Raw genomic sequence first — 17,732 nt, forward strand, 5'->3', positions numbered from 1 at the left:
GCTACCATCTAGGTAGGCTGAGATGGCTGTGAGTTTGAACTGCTCTGTGTATTTGCCCATCGGTCCCCCCAAGGGTTGGATTTTTTGTCCAACTTCTTGGGGGCAGTCCAATCCGTGGGAGCGGGCTTGCCCCGCGAAGAGGCCGGCCCAGGCTTACTACTTAGCCAATTCCCCACGCAACTGCTCGATCCGCTGATCCTTCTCCAGCCACAGCTGATTCACCCACGCCTGCACGGACTGCCGGAAGGCCGGGTCATTTTCATAATCCCCATCCCACAATGCCGGGTCCAGCTCACGCACTTGGATGTCGATAATCACCCGGCTAATGCTGCCATTGAGCAAGTCCCAGAAGCCGGGCGCCTTGTGGCCGGGGTAAACGATGGTCACGTCCAGCAGCGCGTCCAGCTGCTCGCCCAGCGCTGCCAGCACAAAAGCCACGCCCCCGGCCTTGGGCTTTAGCAGGTGACGGTAAGGCGATTGCTGCTCTTGGCGCTTGGCCTCGGTGAAGCGTGTGCCTTCGAGGTAGTTGACCACGGTCACCGGCTGGCGCTTGAACAGCTCGCAGGCGGCTTTGGTGATTTCCAGGTCCTTGCCCTTGAGCTCGGGGTGCTTGTCCAGAAACGCCTTGCTGTAGCGCTTCATGAATGGGTAATCCAGCCCCCACCAGGCCAGGCCCAGCAGCGGTACCCAGATCAGCTCCTTCTTGAGGAAGAACTTGAAGAACGGCGTGCGGCGGTTGAGGCTTTCGATCAGCGCGGGGATGTCGACCCAGCTCTGGTGGTTACTCACGGCCAGGTACGAGGTGTCCTTGCGCAGGCGCTCGACGCCGCGGATGTCCCACTGGGTGGGGATGCACAGGGCAAAGATCGCTTTGTCGATCTCCGACCAGGTTTCGGCCACCCACATCACTGCAGCGGATGCGTAGTCGCGGCCACGGCCCGGCAGCACCAGCTTGAGCAGGGCAAACACCAGCAGCGGGCAGATCAACACCACGGTGTTGAGCAGCAACAGAAGGGTTGTGAGAATGCCGGTCAGCAGGCGACGCATAAAGAAACTCTTGTTGTGAGATAAACGCGGTCGGCAATGATAAGCAGCGATGCGCCCCACGCCAAATTTCCAGTGCCCGTCGGCGGGGACAAATGTTTCACATTGTGTTGATTACCCTGTAACGACGAACCTATTCAACGTGTGCAGTCTAAGCACTGTCTGCAATCAAGGAAGCGTAACCCGTGAAATCACTGCTTGCCCTGTTGTCGCTGTTTGCCTTGCCGGTCATGGCCGCTGAGCCGACGATTTATGGCCGTTACGAAAACATTGCCCTGCCGGAAATCGGCGAAACGCTGAAGGCCAAGATGGACACTGGCGCCTTCACTGCATCGCTGTCGGCCAAGGACATCGAGCTGTTCACCCGCGATGGCGATGAGTGGGTGCGCTTCCGCCTGGCGACCAAGGAGTCCGACGGCAAGGTCTACGAGCACAAGGTCTCGCGCATCAGCAAGATCAAGGGCCGTGCCGACGAAGAGGAAGAAGGCGATGCGCCGGAAATCTCCAAGCGTCCGGTGGTGGACCTGGAGTTGTGCCTGGGTGATGAGAAGCGCACCGTTGAGGTGAACCTGGTAGACCGCAGCAGCTTCAACTACCCGCTGTTGATCGGGTCAAAGGCGTTGCGTGAGTTCAAGGCGGCGGTCAACCCGGCCAAGAAGTTTACCGCGGGCAAGCCGGACTGCTGACCTGGAACCTGACTGGCCCATTGTAGGAGCGGCCTTGCGTCGCGATAGGGCTGCGTAGCGGCCCCGGCGATTTATGCCACTACAGAAAACCTGGGGCCGCTACGCACCCCTATCGCGACGCAAGGCCGCTCCTACACAATAGTGCGTCGCCATCGACATTTGCACAGGCCGCGCACCATGCCCCATATCCTCATCGTCGAAGACGAAGCCGCCATCGCCGACACGCTGGTCTACGCCCTGCAGGCCGATGGCCACAGCACCGAATGGGTGACCCTGGGCAGCGCGGCCCTCGATAAGCAACGCCAGCGCCCGGCCGACCTGATCATCCTCGACATCGGCCTGCCCGATATCAGTGGCTTCGAAACCTGCCGCCAGCTACGCCGCTTCAGCGAAGTGCCGGTGATGTTCCTCAGCGCCCGCGACGGTGAAATCGACCGGGTGGTGGGCCTGGAGATCGGTGCCGACGATTATGTCGTCAAACCCTTCAGCCCGCGCGAGGTGGCCGCGCGCGTGCGGGCGATCCTCAAGCGCATGGCGCCAAGGGCTGAGCCTGCTGCTGCGGCAACGCTGTTCCAGCTCGACACCCTGCGCATGCAGATCAGCTACCGCAACCAGCCGCTGGCCCTGACCCGCCATGAGTTCCGCCTACTGCAATGCCTGCTGGAGCAGCCCCAGCGGGTATTCAGCCGCGAGCAATTGCTCGATGCCTTGGGGGTGGCCTCCGACGTGGGCTACGAGCGCACCATCGACAGCCATATCAAGAGCCTGCGTGCCAAGTTGCGCCTGGTGGCCAGCGCGGCAGAGCCGATCCAGACCCACCGCGGCCTGGGCTACAGCTACAGCCCGGATCACGCCTGATGCGCCTGGGCATCCGGATCTTCCTGGTGTATTTCCTGTTCGTTGGGCTGGCAGGCTACTTTCTGCTCAACACAGTGCGCGAGCAGATCCGCCCGGTGGTGCGCCAATCGTCCGAGGAAACCCTGGTAGACACCGCCAACCTGCTGGCGGAGATCCTGCACGATGACGTCAAGGCCGGCACCCTCGGCCAGAGCCGCCTGCCCGAAGTGCTCAAGGCCTATGGGTCGCGTAGCCCGGGCGCGCAGATCTGGGGGTTGGCGAAGAACCAGGTCAGCCACCGCATCTACGTGACTGACGCCAAAGGCATCGTCCTGCTCGACTCCAGCGGTGAAGGCCTGGGCAAGGACTATTCGAAGTGGAACGATGTCTACCTCACCCTGCGCGGCGAATACGGTGCCCGCTCCACGCGCAGCGTCGCTGATGACGAAAGCACCTCGGTGATGCACGTGGCCGCGCCGATCATCGATGACGGCCGGATCATCGGCGTGGTGACCGTGGCCAAGCCCAACAGCTCGCTGCAACCCTACATCGACCGCTCCGAGCAGCGCTTGCTGACGTTGGGCCTGGGCTTGATCGGCCTGGGCCTGTTGATCGGTGCCGCGCTGTCGTGGTGGCTGGCGCGCTCGCTGCGCAGGCTGGCCCGCTACGCCCAGGCCGTCAGCGAAGGCGAACGCGCGGCGCTGCCGCACTACAAGGGCGGTGAGCTGGCGCACCTGGCCAATGCGGTGGAGCGCATGCGTACGCAACTGGAAGGCAAAGCGTACGTCGAGCGCTACGTGCATACCCTGACCCACGAACTGAAAAGCCCGCTGGCGGCCATTCGCGGTGCTTCCGAGTTGCTGCAGGGCGAGATGCCGGCCGAACAGCGGGCGCGCTTTGTGGGCAACATCGAACGGGAGAGCGAGCGCTTGCAACAGATGATCGAGCGCCTGCTCAACCTGGCGCGGGTCGAGCAGATGCAGGCGCTGGAAGACGAACAGCAGGTGGCGCTGGCATCGCTGGTCGACGAACTGCTGCTGGCCCATGCGGCACGTATCGAAGGGGCTGGCTTGCAGGTGCGACAGCGGGTGCCGGTAGGGCTGCGGTTGTTGTGTGATCCGTTTCTGATGCGCCAGGCGCTGGCCAACCTGCTCGATAACGCGCTGGACTTTACCCCGGTGGGCGGGGCGCTGCTGTTCGAGCTGGAGCGCGAGGGCGGGCGCGTGGCATTGAGCCTGTTCAACCAGGGGCAGGCTATCCCGGCGTATGCCATCGGGCGGGTCAGCGAGCGGTTCTACTCACTGCCACGGCCGGGCAGCGGGCGCAAGAGTACCGGGCTGGGGCTGAATTTTGTGGCTGAGGTGATGCAGTTGCATGGCGGCACGTTGGCGGTGGATAACGTTGACGGCGGGGTGCGGGTGCGGTTGTGGCTGCCGATGCGGCGTATCAGCTGAGGTTGCTGGGGCTACGCGCAAAAACACGCAATCTCCATAGAGTCTCCCCAAAGCCTCCATGCAAGGCGCAGACACTGCGCCCACTGCCATAGGAGGCCCCATGAACAAGACCTTGAGTTTCAAGCTCGGCATGATTGCCCTGCTGATGTTGCTGTTGCTGATCCCCCTGCTGCTGATCAACGGCCTTATCGACGAGCGCCAGAGCCTGCGTGACAGTGTGGTGCGGGACATCGCCCAGAGCGCCAGTTTCGACCAGCAGCTCAGCGGCCCGCTGCTGGTGGTGCCCTATCGCAAGTACCAACGGCGCTGGATCGACAAGGACGGCGAGCGTACCCAGGAGACCAGCACCGTCGCCGGCCATCTGTACTTCCTCCCGGAAACCTTCGACGCCGACCTGGGCGTGGAGACCGAGCTGCGCGCACGCGGTATCTACCAGGCGCGGCTGTTTCACGCCAAGGGCCGTATCAGTGGCCGCTTCAAACTGCCCGAGCGCTGGGGCATCGACAAGGACTTCGACGACTACCGGTTCGACAAGCCCTTCCTGGTGGTGGGCATCAGCGATATCCGCGGCATCGAGAACGGCCTGGAGCTGACCTTCGACGAACGCAAATTGCCGTTCGAAGCCGGCACCGGGCTCAGCTGGATGCGCGCGGGCGTGCATGCCAGTCTGCCAGGGCTGGATGGCCTGCAGGCGCGCGAGTTCAGCTATGGCTTCGACCTGGCGTTGCAGGGCACTGGCCAGCTGCAGGTATTGCCGGTGGGCCGCACCAGCAGTGTCGACCTGCGCGCCAACTGGCCGCACCCAAGCTTCATCGGCAGCTACCTGCCCAGCCGTCGCGACATCGATGCCCAGGGCTTCAGTGCCCATTGGCAGACGTCGTTCTTCGCCACCAACCTCGAAGACGCCCTGCGCCAGTGCGCCAGCGGGGGGGAGTGCACGGACTTCAGCGAGCGGACCTTCGGCGTGAGCTTCGTCGACCCAGTGGACCAGTACCTGAAGAGCGAGCGGGCGATCAAATATGCGTTGTTGTTCATCGCGCTGACCTTTGCCGGCTTCTTCCTGTTCGAGGTGTTGAAAAACCTCAGCGTGCACCCGGTGCAGTACATCCTGGTGGGAGTGGCGCTGGCGTTCTTCTACCTGCTGTTGCTGTCGTTGTCCGAGCACATTGGCTTCGGCCCGGCGTATGGGCTGTCGGCTTTGGCCTGTGTGTTGCTGATTGGCTTCTACCTGAGCCACGTGTTGCACAGCCTCGGCCGTGGGGTGGGGTTTGCAGCAGGGTTGGCAGCGCTGTACGCGATGCTTTATGGGCTGCTCAGCGCCGAGGACTATGCGCTGCTGATGGGCTCGCTGCTGTGCTTTGGCTTGCTGGGCGTGTTCATGGTGCTGACCCGGCGGCTGGACTGGGCACGGGTGGGGAGGGCGGCATGAGGGAGGATAGAGAAATCGGGCGCTGGTTGGCCCGCAGGATCGGGCAGTTGTTTCCTGTGATACCCAAGTAAGGCTTGGGGCTGCTTTGCAGCCCATTCGCGGGGCAAGCCCGCGAATGGCCCTGTCAGGCTGTCGGTGCTGTGGCGACCATCGAAGGCCGCTTGGCCACCTCGGCATACCAGGCCGCCAACCTAGGCTGGTGCTCACGCCAGCCAAAATCAGGCTGGCGCAAATCCAGGTATCCCAGTGCGCACGCCACACCGATTGCCGCCAGATCAAAGCCCGAGATCAGCTCCGCCAGGTGCTCCTGCTCCAGGTTGGCCAGGCTGCGGCGGATCTTCTCGCCCTGCGCTTCAAGCCAGCCGTCCCAGCGCTTGCCTTCAGGCCGCAGGAAGCTCTCATAGCGCGACGACACCGCCGCATCCATGATCGCATCGGCCTGCGACACCAGCGTCATGCGCCGCCAGCGCGCCGAGCCTTCACGCGGCAGCAACGGCAGGCCGACATGCTGCAGGTCCAGGTACTCGCAGATCACCCGGCTGTCGTGCAGCACCGTGCCGTCGTCCAGGCGCAGGGCCGGGATCTTGCCGATCGGGTTGCCCAGGTTGAGCTGCGCGTCGCCGCTCACCGGGCTGATGTTCACCGGTTGCAGGGTGACGCGGTCAAGCTGGCCAGTCTCGTGCAGCACTACCATGACCTTGCGCACGAAGGGCGATAGTGGCGAGTGGAACAGCGTCATCGTGGCCATGGTTCAGTTGCCTTGCAGGCTGGGCGGCAGGCACACGCCGGTACCGCCGATGCCGCAGTAGCCGCCCGGGTTCTTGGCCAGGTACTGCTGGTGGTAGGCCTCGGCGAAGTACACGGTTGGCGCTTGGTCGATCTCGGTGGTGATCTCGCCGAAACCGGCCTTGTTCAGCTCGGCCTGGAAGGCGTTGCGGCTGGCCTTGGCTTCGTCGAGCTGCTGCGGCGAGGTGCAGTAGATGGCCGAGCGGTACTGGGTGCCGACATCGTTGCCCTGACGCATGCCCTGTGTCGGGTTGTGCAGTTCCCAGAACATCGCCAGCAACTCGCGGTAGCTGAGCTTGTTCTTGTCGAACACCACCAGCACCACTTCGGTGTGGCCGGTCAGGCCCGAGCAGACCTCTTCGTAGGTGGGGTTGGGGGTGAAGCCGCCGGCATAGCCGACCACGGTGCTGACCACGCCTTCACGCTGCCAGAAGCGGCGCTCGGCGCCCCAGAAGCAGCCCAGGCCGAAGATGGCGAAGTCGATGTCACCTTCGAAGAACGGGCCGAGCAGGGGCGTGCCCTCGAACACATGGTGGAACTCGGGCAGGGACATTGGGGTTTCGCGGCCAGGCAGCGCCTGCTCCGCAGTTGGCATGACGTTTTTGTTCACCAGGATTTCCGAACGCAGGACCATGGCCGTTCCTCTTTTTTTTTCAGATATCTGTTTGTCAGATAGATAAGTGTGGGCCGCGAAAGGGCCCGAATGGACTCTATAGTGCACGAGGTTGACGCTGCTGTCAGGCCACCGGGCCGCGCGGATAGCGCTTGAGTTTCTCGGCCAGCTCACGCCCCGGAATCGGCCGATCGAACAGATAGCCCTGGCCCACATCGCAGCGGTGCCGGCGCAGAAACGCCAATTGCGCCGGGGTCTCGATGCCCTCGGCCACCACCTTGAGCTTGAGGTTATGGGCCATGGCCACCACCGCCGAGGTGATCTCCATGTCGTCCTGGTTGTCGGGGATTTCGTTGATGAAGCTGCGGTCGATCTTGATGATGTCGATCGGAAACTTCTTCAGGTAGCTCAACGACGAATAGCCCGTGCCGAAGTCGTCCATGGCCAAGGTCAGGCCCAGGGCCTTGAGCTCGTCGAGCTGGCGGTGGGTGTCTTCGGTCGCTTCCAGCAGCAGGCCTTCGGTCAGCTCCAGCTCCAGCAGGTGCGGGGGCAGGGCCTCCTCCTTGATGATCGAGCTGATCGACGCTACCAGGTCAGGGTCGGAAAACTGCTTGGGCGACAGGTTGATGGCCACGTGCAGGTTGCCCATGCCGGCCTCGCGCAGCTGTTGGCTCATGCGGCACGCCTGGCGCACCACCCACTTGCCGATGGGGATGATCAGGCCGGTTTCCTCGGCCACGCTGATGAACTGGTCCGGGCGGATCATGCCGCGCTCGGGGTGGTTCCAGCGCAGCAGTGCCTCCAGCCCCAGCAGGCGGCCGCTGCGCAGGCACAGCTTGGGCTGGTAGAACACCTCCAGCTCGTTCTGGGTCAGGGCGCGGCGCAGGTTGTTCTCGACGAACAGCTTGTAACTGGCCTCGGCATTGAGCACTTCGGTAAACACCTGCACCTGGTGCTTGCCGTTGGCTTTGGCCTTGTGCAGGGCCAGGCCTGCGTTTTTCATCAGGCTCGCGGGGTCGATGCCATGCAGCGGCGCGCAGGCCAGGCCCACCGAGGCGGTGACGTTGATCAGCTGGTTGTCGACGAACATCGGTTTGTCGAGGGTGCGCAGCAATTGCTGGGCGACGCCCTGGCCATCTTCCAGGTGGGTGTCGTCGAGCAGCACGGCAAACTCGTTGCTGGCAAAGCGCGCCAGGATGCCGCCGGCGCTGAGGCTGTTGCGCAACCGGCGGGCGAGGCTGACCAGCAGCTTGTCACCGGTCTGGTGGCCGAGGCTGTCGTTGATGCGCTTGAAGTTGTCGATGTCCACCAGCAGCAGGCACATGGAATGCTCGTCGTTGCGGGCAAAGCGCTCGTCGAGGCTGCGGATGAAGGCCGGGCGGTTGCCCAGGTTGGTCAGGTTGTCGGTGTAGGCCAGGCGTTCGATGCGTTGCTGGGCCAGCTTGGTCTGGGTGACATCTTCGTAGATGCCGATGTAGTGGGTCAGCTCGCGGTTGTCACCATACACCTTGGAAATCGACAGCTGGCCCCAGTAGGGCTCGAGGTTTTTACGCCGGCTCTTGAATTCGCCCTGCCAACTGTTGCCCATGGCCAGGCTCGACGGCGAATCGAACAGCAGCTCGCTGAGGTTTTCCAGGGCGGGCAGTTCGGCCAGTTGGCGGCCCTGGACTTCGTCGGTGCTGTATTGGGTGATCGCGGTGAAGCTTGGGTTGACGTACTCCACCACGCCATCGCGGTTGACCAGCAAAAAGGCGCTGGCGCTTTGCTCTACGGCGCGCTGGAACAGGTGCAGGGCACTGGCTGCCGTGCGCCGGTTGTGGTTGGTGATGACCTGGGCGAACTGGTCGGCCAGCTCACCGGCAAAGGCGATTTCGTCAGACTGCCAGGCCCGCGGCTGGCCGCTCTGCTCCAGGCACAACACGCCGATGACCTGGCCATCGACGCGCACGCTGGCATCGAGCATGGCTTTGTTGTCGGGGCGCAGGCTTTGCGTCAGGGCGCGGGTGCGCGGGTCGTGGCTAGCGTTGTGGGCGTCGATGGCGCGGCTGGCGTGCAGGGCGTCGAGGTAGTCGGGAAAGCGGCTGGCATCGATGGCTTCGGGCAGGCGGTGTTGCTGCTCGTGGCGATACCAGGCGCTGATCGGCTCCAGGCGCTGGTCTTCCAGGTGCCAGATGCTGGCGCTGTCGACCTTGTAGATTTCGCAGGCGCTCTGGGTGATCAGCTCGGCAGCTTCGAGCAGCGAGTTCCCGGCACTGTAGCGCTGGCGGGCCAGGCGCAGGATGAGGTCTTGCTGGCCACGCACCCGCTCCAGGTGTTCAAGCTGTTCTTGCTGGGCGCGCTGGTTGAGTTGCAGGGCCAGCTGCAGGCGGGTGTTGCGTGACTCCAGCTCGCTGGGGTCTGCGTCGTTGGCGTCGTCGGGCGGGTCGTCGAGCACGCTCAGGTAGCCGCGCAGCAGTTGGCGATTGTGCTGCCTGTAGGCCTCGCCGGCTTCCACCAGGCGCAGCGATGCACCAGGGCCATGCAAGGTGTAGCGCACCCGGTAATAGCCGCGACGGGCCAGTTGCGACTGGATTTCATCGTGCAACCTGTAGCGGGCCTCGGGTTCCATCAGGCTGGCATAGGGCGCATCGACGAGGGCACAGAGTTCGCCGGCCTGCAGGCCGAACTGGCGCTCGCAGGCAGGGTCGAGGTAGAGCATTGCCCAGGTGGCTTCGTTGAGCCTTTCGAAACGCAGCATGCCGAGCCGCGAGGGCACGGGTAGCTGCGTGACGACCTCGGCCGCCACACGGCTGGCGGCATCGGGTTGGCTTTTCATCGAAGACTCGCTTGAAGAGGGTGACACGGCCTGGGGGGCGGCGTATCTGGCAAGGTTGCATCATGTCCCGAGGGCTGGCAAGCGGCCATGCGTGATGCTGTGTACGGGTTATCGGCTGTTTGGCCGGAAATGTTAGTTCGCCTTGAGAATTTTGGCGTCTGGGAGATCGAGCGCCACACCCTATCGGCGGACAAAAAAAAGCCCCGCCAAATGACGGGGTTGAGGTACGAGCGTGGCAGCTCGAAAAGGGTACTGCCCCTCTTGCGAGGGGCAGCTTGCCGCCTTACAGCAGCAGGGTGCGGATATCCGCCAGCACGTCGCCCAGGCGCTTGGTGAAGCGCGCGGCGGCAGCGCCGTTGATCACACGGTGATCGTAGGACAGCGACAGCGGCAGCATCAGCTTCGGCTGGAAGGCTTTGCCATCCCACACCGGCTGCATGGTTGCCTTGGACACACCGAGGATCGCCACCTCTGGCGCATTGACGATCGGCGTGAAGCCGGTGCCGCCAATGTGGCCGAGGCTGGAGATGGTGAAGCAGGCGCCTTGCATGTCGTCGGCCGACAGCTTTTTGGTGCGCGCCTTCTCGGCCAGTGCAGCGGCTTCGGCAGCCAGTTGCAGCAGGTTTTTCTGGTCGACGTTCTTGATCACAGGGACCAGCAGGCCGTCCGGGGTGTCCACGGCAAAGCCGATGTTCACGTATTTCTTGCGGATGATGGCCTTGCCGCTTGGTGCCAGCGAGCTGTTGAAGTCCGGCAGTTCCTTGAGCAGGAAGGCGCAGGCCTTGAGCAGCAGTGGCAGCACGGTCAGCTTGACGCCAGCCTTCTCGGCCACGGCCTTCTGCGCAACGCGGAAGGCTTCCAGCTCGGTGATGTCGGCAGAGTCGAACTGGGTGACGTGCGGCACGTTCAGCCAGCTGCGGTGCAGGTTGGCGGCACCGACCTGCATCAGGCGGGTCAGGGCCACTTCTTCCACTTCGCCGAACTTGCTGAAGTCCACGGCAGGGATCGGCGGGATGCCAGCGCCGCCAGTCGCGCCGGCAGCTGCCGGTGCTTCTTTGGCCTTCTGCATCATCGCCTTGACGTAAACCTGCACGTCTTCTTTCAGGATACGGCCGTGCGGGCCGGTCGCGGCAACCGCGCCCAGCTCGACACCGAACTCACGGGCCAGCTGGCGAACAGCGGGGCCTGCGTGAACCTTGGCGTTGTTGCCGGCAGCCGGTGCGGTAGCGACCGGTGCAGGGGCAGCAGCGGGGGCAGCGGCAGCCGGTGCGGCGGCCGCAGCCGCCTCAGCCTTGGCCGGTGCAGCAGCGGCAGGCGCTGGCGCAGCAGCCGGGGCGGTGCCCGCGACTTCCAGTTTGATGATCAGGTCACCGGTGCCGACTTCGTCGTCCAGCTTGGCGATCACTTCCTTGACCACGCCAGCGGCGGGCGAAGGGATTTCCATGGAGGCCTTGTCGGACTCCAGGGTAATCAGCGACTGGTCGGCTTCGACGGTGTCGCCGACCTTGACCAGCACTTCGATGATCTTGGCCTTGCCCGACGAGCCGATGTCCGGCACGTGGATGTCCTGCACGCTGGCAGCAGCAGGGGCTGCAGCCGGCGCAGGGGCCGCTTCGGCAGCCGGCTTTTCAGCGGCAGCCGGCGCAGCGGCAGGGGCAGGTGCGGCGGCTGGGGCCTCGGACGCAGCAGCGCCCTCGGCTTCCAGAACCAGCAACTCGTCGCCCTCTTTCAGGCGATCGCCCAGCTTGACCTTCAGCTCTTTGACGATGCCTGCCTTGGGGGCCGGGATCTCCATGGAGGCCTTGTCGGACTCCAGGGTCAGCAGGCTCTGGTCAGCCTCGATACGGTCACCGACCTTGACGAACAGCTCGATGATTTCACCTTCACCGCTGCCGATGTCAGGTACGCGAATGAGTTCGCTCACTTAAAAATACTCCTCAGCAGTCCAGTGGGTTGCGCTTGTCCGGATCGATGCCGAACTTGACGATAGCGTCAGCCACCACTTTCGGTTCGATCTCGCCACGGTCAGCCAAGGCTTCCAGGGCAGCCAGCACCACGAAGTGACGGTCGACTTCGAAGAAGTGACGCAGCTTCTTGCGGCTGTCGCTGCGACCGTAACCATCGGTACCCAGGACTTTGAACTCTTTGCTCGGCACCCACTGGCGAATCTGTTCGGCGAACAGCTTCATGTAGTCGGTGGAGGCGATGACCGGGCCTTTGCGACCGTTCAGGCACTCTTCGACGTAAGTCAGCTGAGGCTTCTGGCCAGGCTTGAGGCGGTTGGCGCGTTCCACGGCCAGGCCGTCACGACGCAGTTCGTTGAAGCTGGTGACGCTCCACACGTCGGCACCGACGTTGAACTCTTCACGCAGGATCTTCGCCGCTTCGCGGACTTCGCGCAGGATGGTGCCGGAGCCCATCAGCTGAACGTGGTGCGCGGCTTCGCGGGTGTCTTCTTCGAGCAGGTACATGCCCTTGATGATGCCTTCCTCGACACCGGCCGGCATGGCTGGCTGCTGGTAGGATTCGTTCATCACGGTGATGTAGTAGAAGATGTCCTGTTGCTCTTCGGTCATCTTCTTCATGCCGTCCTGGATGATCACCGCCAGCTCGTAGCCGTAGGTCGGATCATAGGTGCGGCAGTTCGGGATGGTGCCCGCCATCATGTGGCTGTGACCGTCTTCGTGCTGCAGGCCTTCACCGTTGAGGGTGGTGCGGCCGGCGGTACCGCCGATCAGGAAGCCACGGGTGCGGCTGTCGCCAGCGGCCCAGGCCAGGTCGCCGATACGCTGGAAGCCGAACATCGAGTAGAAGATGTAGAACGGCAGCATCGGCTGGTTGTGGCAGCTGTACGAGGTACCGGCAGCGATGAACGACGACATGGCGCCGGCTTCGTTGATGCCTTCCTCGAGGATCTGGCCCTTCTTGTCTTCGCGGTAGAACATCACCTGGTCTTTATCGACTGGCTCGTAGAGCTGGCCGACCGACGAGTAGATGCCCAACTGGCGGAACATGCCTTCCATACCGAAGGTACGGGCTTCGTCCGGGATGATCGGGACGATGCGCTGGCCGATTTCCTTGTCCTTGACCAGCTGCGCCAGGATGCGCACGAAGGCCATGGTGGTGGAAATTTCACGGTCGCCCGAGCCGTCCAGGATCGCTTTCAGCGTTTCCAGGGATGGGGTCGGTACGCTGAAGCTCTTGGCGCGGCGCTGAGGTACGAAGCCACCCAGGGCAGCGCGGCGCTCGGCCAGGTACTTGGCTTCGGCAGAACCTTCTTCCGGCTTGAAGAACGGCAGGTTCTCGAGGTCGGCATCCTTGACCGGGATGTCGAAGCGGTCACGGAAGTGACGCAGGCTGTCGACGTCGACCTTCTTGGTGTTGTGCGCGGTGTTCTTGGCTTCGCCTGCACCGGTGCCGTAACCCTTGATGGTCTTGGCCAGGATGACAGTCGGCTGCTCTTTGTGGTTCACCGCCTGGTGGTAAGCCGCGTAGACCTTGTACGGGTCGTGGCCGCCACGGTTGAGCTTCCAGATCTCTTCGTCGGACAGGTCTTCGACCATGGCCTTGAGCTCTGGGGTGTTGAAGAAGTTCTCACGCACGTAGGCGCCGTCTTTGGCTTTGTAGTTCTGGTACTCGCCATCGATGACTTCGTCCATGCGGCGCTGCAGGGCACCGTTGGTGTCCTTGGCCAGCAGTGGGTCCCAGAAACGGCCCCAGACGACTTTGTTGACGTTCCAGCCACCGCCACGGAACACGCCTTCGAGTTCCTGGATGATTTTGCCGTTACCGCGAACTGGGCCGTCGAGGCGCTGCAGGTTGCAGTTGATGACAAAGATCAGGTTGTCCAGCTTCTCGCGGCCAGCCAGGGCGATTGCGCCCAGGGATTCCGGCTCGTCGCACTCGCCGTCGCCCATGAAGCACCAGACCTTCTGCTTGCCGGCCGGGATGAAGCCACGGGCTTCCAGGTACTTCATGAAGCGTGCCTGGTAGATCGCCTGGATCGGGCCCAGGCCCATCGAAACGGTCGGGAACTGCCAGAAGTCAGGCATCAGCCAAGGGTGCGGGTACGAAGACAGGCCTTTGCCGTCCACTTCCTGACGGAAGTTGTTCATCTGGTCTTCGCTGATGCGCCCTTCCATGAAGGCACGGGCGTAGACGCCTGGCGAAGCGTGGCCCTGGAAGAACACCAGGTCGCCGCCGTGTTCTTCGGTCGGGGCCTGGAAGAAGTAGTTGAAGCCGATGTCGTACAGGGTGGCACTGGAGGCGAAGCTGGAGATGTGCCCGCCCAGGTCCGAGTCTTTCAGGTTGGTGCGCATGACCATGGCCAGAGCGTTCCAACGCACCAACGAGCGAATGCGGCGTTCCATGAACAGGTCGCCAGGCATGCGTGCTTCGTGGGTGACAGGGATGGTGTTGCGGTATGGCGTGGTGATCGCATACGGCAGCTGGGAGCCACTACGGGTGGCCAGCTCGCCCATACGGGTCATCAGGTAATGAGCGCGGTCTTCGCCTTCTTTGTCGAGGACCGACTCCAGGGCATCCAGCCATTCCTGGGTTTCGATTGGATCGAGGTCTTGCATGGCTTGCTCCAGGGCGGAAAGGCAACCAGAATCGATTGCCTGAGTTTGCGACTGGCCTTATGGGCAGACGTCGTGAATTCTTGGATTACCGGAGTGTGATCCGGCGCCGTGTAGTTTTACTACAAATGCATTCGCATTTCATGCTTTTAGACAGTCGGGGTAGTAGTAAAACTACAGAAATGCGGCTTTTGGTCGCACCCCTGCTTGTGGGGAAAAACGTTCATGTTGGTTGGCGGTGTGTCGCGAACGGGTGATTCTTGATGTTTTTTGCCAGTGATTCGTTTTTTTTAGCTATTTCCAACTTTTGTATGACAGTCCAACCGTGGTCCGCCTTCCATTTGGCCGCCTTTACCCCTCTCTTTCACGCCGATCAAGGATAGTCCATGCGCCTGCCTTTGCCGCTCGATCTGCCCGCCACCCTGCAACCGCTGGTCGCTCGTAATCAGCAGTTCCTCAGCGATGCCGTGGCTGGCCACCCCGAACTCGACCTGAACGCTTGGAGCCCGGCCCATCGGCAACAGTTCGACCAGGTTGCCGCCGCCAGCGACTTCGTCCTCGGCCAGGCCCAGCGCGAGCCGGCCATGCTGTTTGCGCTGATGGCCAGTGGGGAACTCGAGCGGCGCTATGCGCCCGGTGAATTGCGCGCGCAGGTCGCTGCCGTGGCCCAGGCCGCGCAAAGCGAAGACGCGCTTGCGCGTAACCTGCGCCGCGAGCGCAACCGTCAACAGGTGCGCATCATCTGGCGCGACATCACCCGCCAGGCCGAACTGGGTGAAACCTGCCGCGACCTCTCCGACCTTGCCGACGCCGCCATCGACGAAGCCTATCAATGGCTGTACCCACGCCATTGCCAGCAGTTCGGCACGCCCATCGGCCACCGCAGCGGCCAGCCGCAGCACATGGTGGTGCTGGGCATGGGCAAGCTGGGGGCGGTAGAGCTGAACCTGTCGTCGGACATCGACCTGATCTTCGCCTTCCCCGAAGGCGGCGAGACCGAAGGGGTCAAGCGCTCGTTGGACAACCAGGAGTTCTTCACCCGCCTGGGCCAGCGCCTGATCAAGGCCCTGGACCCGGTCACCGTCGACGGTTTCGTGTTCCGCGTCGACATGCGCCTGCGCCCCTATGGTTCGGCCGGTTCGCTGGTACTGAGCTTCAATGCCCTGGAACAGTACTACCAGGACCAGGGCCGTGACTGGGAACGCTACGCCATGATCAAGGCCCGGGTAGTGGCCGGTGACCAGGTGGCAGGCGCCCAGTTGCAAGAGATGCTGCGCCCGTTCGTCTATCGCCGTTACCTGGACTTCTCGGCCATCGAGGCCCTGCGCACCATGAAGCAGTTGATCCAGCAGGAGGTGCGGCGCAAGGGCATGTCCGAGAACATCAAGCTGGGTGCCGGCGGCATCCGCGAGGTGGAATTCATCGCCCAGGCCTTCCAGCTGATCCACGGCGGGCGTGACCTGAGCCTGCAGCAACGGCCCTTGCTCAAGGTGCTGGCGACCCTCGAAGGCCAAGGTTACCTGCCGCCGGCGGTGGTGGCCGAGCTGCGCGAAGGCTACGAGTTCCTGCGCTATACCGAGCACGCCATCCAGGCCATCGCCGACCGCCAGACCCAGATGCTGCCAGACAGCGAGACAGACCAGGCGCGTGTCGCCTATATCCTGGGCTTCGCCGACTGGCAGGGCTTCCATGACCAGTTGATGCAATGGCGTGGCCGTGTCGACTGGCACTTCCGCCAGGTGATCGCCGACCCGGATGACGAAGACGGCGAGGGTGAGCTGGTGGTGGGGGGCGAGTGGTCGCCGCTGTGGGAGCAGGCGCAGGATGAAGACGCCGCCTGCCGGCAGCTTGAAGAAGCCGGCTTCAAGCAGCCGGCCGATGCCTTGCGCCGCCTGGCCGGGTTGCGCTCCAGCCCGCAGCTGCGGTCGATGCAGCGCATTGGCCGCGAGCGCCTGGATGCCTTCATCCCACGGCTGCTGGCCCAGGCCGTCGAGCATCAAGACCCTGATCTGGTGCTTGAGCGGGTGCTGCCGCTGGTCGAGGCGGTCGCGCGGCGTTCGGCCTACCTGGTGCTGCTCACCGAAAACCCGGGGGCCCTGCGCCGGCTGTTGACCTTGTGCGCGGCCAGCCCGTGGATCGCCGAACAGATTGCCCGCTACCCGTTGCTGCTCGACGAACTGCTCAACGAAGGCCGGCTGTTCAGCCCGCCACTGGCGCCGGAGCTGGCCAGCGAACTGCGCGAGCGTTTGACGCGCATCCCCGAGGACGACCTGGAGCAGCAGATGGAGGCGCTGCGCCACTTCAAGCTGGCCCACAGCTTGCGTGTGGCCGCCTCGGAAATCAGCGGCAACCTGCCGTTGATGAAAGTCAGCGACTACCTGACCTGGCTGGCCGAAGCCATCCTTGACCAGGTGCTGGCGCTGGCCTGGCGCCAGACCGTGGCCCGCCACGGCCAGCCCAAGCGCAGTGATGGCAGCCTGTGCGACCCGGGTTTCATCATCATTGGCTACGGCAAGGTCGGTGGCCTGGAACTGGGCCATGGCTCGGACCTGGACCTGGTGTTCATCCACGACGGTGACCCGCAGGCCGAAACCGATGGCGACAAGCCCATCGACAGCGCGCAGTTTTTCACCCGCCTGGGCCAGCGCATCATCCACCTGCTGACCACCCAGACCAACTCCGGGCAGCTCTACGACGTGGACATGCGCCTGCGCCCCTCCGGCGCTTCGGGGCTGCTGGTGAGTTCGCTCGGTGCATTCGAGCGCTATCAGCAGAACGAAGCCTGGACCTGGGAGCACCAGGCCCTGGTGCGGGCCCGCGTGCTGGTCGGCTGCAAGCAGGTGGGCGCAGCGTTCGAAGGCGTACGCGCCAAGGTGTTGGGGCAGGCCCGTGACCTTGAGAAATTGCGCACCGAAGTCAGTGAAATGCGCGCCAAGATGCGCGGCAATCTCGGTACCAAGGCTACCGCCGCCGGCACGGCGGCGAATGCGTTCGATGCCGGGGTTGCGTTCGATATCAAGCAGGATGCCGGCGGTATCGTCGATATCGAATTTATGGTGCAATACGCCGCTTTGGCCTGGTCTTTTGACCATCCGGCCATACTTCGATGGACCGATAACATCCGCATTCTGGAAGAGCTGGAGCAGGCGGGCTTGATGCCGGCCAGTGACGCGGTGCTGTTGCGCGAGGTGTACAAGGCGTTCCGTTCTGCCTCCCACCGCCAGGCCTTGCAGAAGCAGGCCGGGGTGATCGATGCGGCGCAGTTTGCCGATGAGCGTCGTGAGGTACGGCGCATCTGGGGCGAGCTTGGGCTGAGTTGAGATTGCCGGGGCCGCTTGGCGGCCCTTTCCGACCGGTCCGGCGCCCCGGCAGGGCCGCTCCGGGGGCCTGGAGGCCCATGTTCCACCACCGGTGGTACACTGTCCGCCACATAGCCTGAATATAAAGAGGGGAGGCCAGGCTGTACCGCAGCCTGCAGCCTCCCCGAG

11 protein-coding genes are annotated in these 17,732 nt (G+C 63.5%); 5 read left to right on the forward strand and 6 right to left on the reverse strand.

Annotation, left to right across the window (positions count from 1 at the left end):
• Positions 1–156 precede the first annotated feature (156 nt).
• Entirely contained in the window at positions 157–1,047 is an 891-nt protein-coding gene (locus HU770_RS18245; protein WP_186658545.1) for an acyltransferase, read from the reverse strand.
• Positions 1,048–1,229: 182 nt separating this feature from the next.
• Between HU770_RS18245 and HU770_RS18250 the strand changes: the two genes are divergently transcribed.
• The 4 genes from HU770_RS18250 (at position 1,230) to creD (ending at position 5,450) form a co-directional block, all read left to right on the forward strand.
• Positions 1,230–1,730: an ATP-dependent zinc protease gene (locus HU770_RS18250; protein WP_095065441.1), complete on the forward strand. Its 501-nt coding sequence runs from the start codon at positions 1,230–1,232 to the stop codon at positions 1,728–1,730.
• Positions 1,731–1,907: 177 nt separating this feature from the next.
• Positions 1,908–2,588: a two-component system response regulator CreB gene (gene creB / locus HU770_RS18255; RefSeq protein ID WP_033703127.1), complete on the forward strand. Its 681-nt coding sequence runs from the start codon at positions 1,908–1,910 to the stop codon at positions 2,586–2,588.
• Entirely contained in the window at positions 2,588–4,021 is a 1,434-nt protein-coding gene (gene creC, locus HU770_RS18260) for a two-component system sensor histidine kinase CreC (RefSeq protein WP_186664716.1), read from the forward strand. The genes creB and creC overlap by 1 nt, the downstream gene beginning before the upstream one ends.
• 100 nt (positions 4,022–4,121) lie before the next feature.
• Positions 4,122–5,450, forward strand: a complete 1,329-nt coding sequence (gene creD, locus HU770_RS18265) for a cell envelope integrity protein CreD (RefSeq protein ID WP_186664719.1) — start codon at positions 4,122–4,124, stop codon at positions 5,448–5,450.
• Positions 5,451–5,574: 124 nt separating this feature from the next.
• Here the strand turns inward: creD and HU770_RS18270 are convergent, their stop codons facing one another.
• The 5 genes from HU770_RS18270 to aceE all read right to left on the reverse strand — a co-directional run bounded on the left by HU770_RS18270 (position 5,575) and on the right by aceE (position 14,247).
• On the reverse strand, positions 5,575–6,198 hold the full coding sequence (locus HU770_RS18270) for a glutathione S-transferase (RefSeq protein WP_186658555.1): 624 nt from the start codon (positions 6,196–6,198) through the stop codon (positions 5,575–5,577).
• 3 nt (positions 6,199–6,201) lie between these two features.
• Entirely contained in the window at positions 6,202–6,870 is a 669-nt protein-coding gene (gene msrA / locus HU770_RS18275; protein ID WP_186664722.1) for a peptide-methionine (S)-S-oxide reductase MsrA, read from the reverse strand.
• 103 nt (positions 6,871–6,973) lie between these two features.
• Positions 6,974–9,664 carry an EAL domain-containing protein gene (locus tag HU770_RS18280; RefSeq protein WP_033703122.1) on the reverse strand — a complete coding sequence of 897 codons (2,691 nt, stop codon included), beginning with the start codon at positions 9,662–9,664 and terminating at the stop codon, positions 6,974–6,976.
• Between the two features lie 283 nt (positions 9,665–9,947).
• Positions 9,948–11,588, reverse strand: a complete 1,641-nt coding sequence (gene aceF / locus HU770_RS18285) for a dihydrolipoyllysine-residue acetyltransferase (protein WP_186664725.1) — start codon at positions 11,586–11,588, stop codon at positions 9,948–9,950.
• Between the two features lie 13 nt (positions 11,589–11,601).
• A complete protein-coding gene (gene aceE, locus HU770_RS18290) occupies positions 11,602–14,247 on the reverse strand; it encodes a pyruvate dehydrogenase (acetyl-transferring), homodimeric type (protein ID WP_033703119.1) in 2,646 nt (881 codons plus the stop codon).
• Between the two features lie 383 nt (positions 14,248–14,630).
• Here aceE and glnE point away from each other — a divergent pair, with 383 nt between their 5' ends.
• A complete protein-coding gene (gene glnE / locus HU770_RS18295; protein ID WP_033703118.1) occupies positions 14,631–17,564 on the forward strand; it encodes a bifunctional [glutamate--ammonia ligase]-adenylyl-L-tyrosine phosphorylase/[glutamate--ammonia-ligase] adenylyltransferase in 2,934 nt (977 codons plus the stop codon).
• Positions 17,565–17,732 lie beyond the last annotated feature (168 nt).

The organism is Pseudomonas sp. SWRI68, from assembly GCF_014269165.1.
Lineage (GTDB): Bacteria > Pseudomonadota > Gammaproteobacteria > Pseudomonadales > Pseudomonadaceae > Aquipseudomonas > Aquipseudomonas capeferrum.

What these genes read in the sequence shown, in the direction of transcription:
- creD (WP_186664719.1), top strand. Translation starts at nt 4,122, where the DNA reads ATGAACAAGACCTTGAGTTTCAAGCTCGGCATGATTGCCCTGCTGATG.
- creC (WP_186664716.1), top strand. Translation starts at nt 2,588, where the DNA reads ATGCGCCTGGGCATCCGGATCTTCCTGGTGTATTTCCTGTTCGTTGGG.
- HU770_RS18270 (WP_186658555.1), bottom strand. Translation starts at nt 6,198, where the DNA reads ATGGCCACGATGACGCTGTTCCACTCGCCACTATCGCCCTTCGTGCGC.
- msrA (WP_186664722.1), bottom strand. Translation starts at nt 6,870, where the DNA reads ATGGTCCTGCGTTCGGAAATCCTGGTGAACAAAAACGTCATGCCAACT.
- creB (WP_033703127.1), top strand. Translation starts at nt 1,908, where the DNA reads ATGCCCCATATCCTCATCGTCGAAGACGAAGCCGCCATCGCCGACACG.
- aceE (WP_033703119.1), bottom strand. Translation starts at nt 14,247, where the DNA reads ATGCAAGACCTCGATCCAATCGAAACCCAGGAATGGCTGGATGCCCTG.
- HU770_RS18245 (WP_186658545.1), bottom strand. Translation starts at nt 1,047, where the DNA reads ATGCGTCGCCTGCTGACCGGCATTCTCACAACCCTTCTGTTGCTGCTC.
- HU770_RS18280 (WP_033703122.1), bottom strand. Translation starts at nt 9,664, where the DNA reads ATGAAAAGCCAACCCGATGCCGCCAGCCGTGTGGCGGCCGAGGTCGTC.
- glnE (WP_033703118.1), top strand. Translation starts at nt 14,631, where the DNA reads ATGCGCCTGCCTTTGCCGCTCGATCTGCCCGCCACCCTGCAACCGCTG.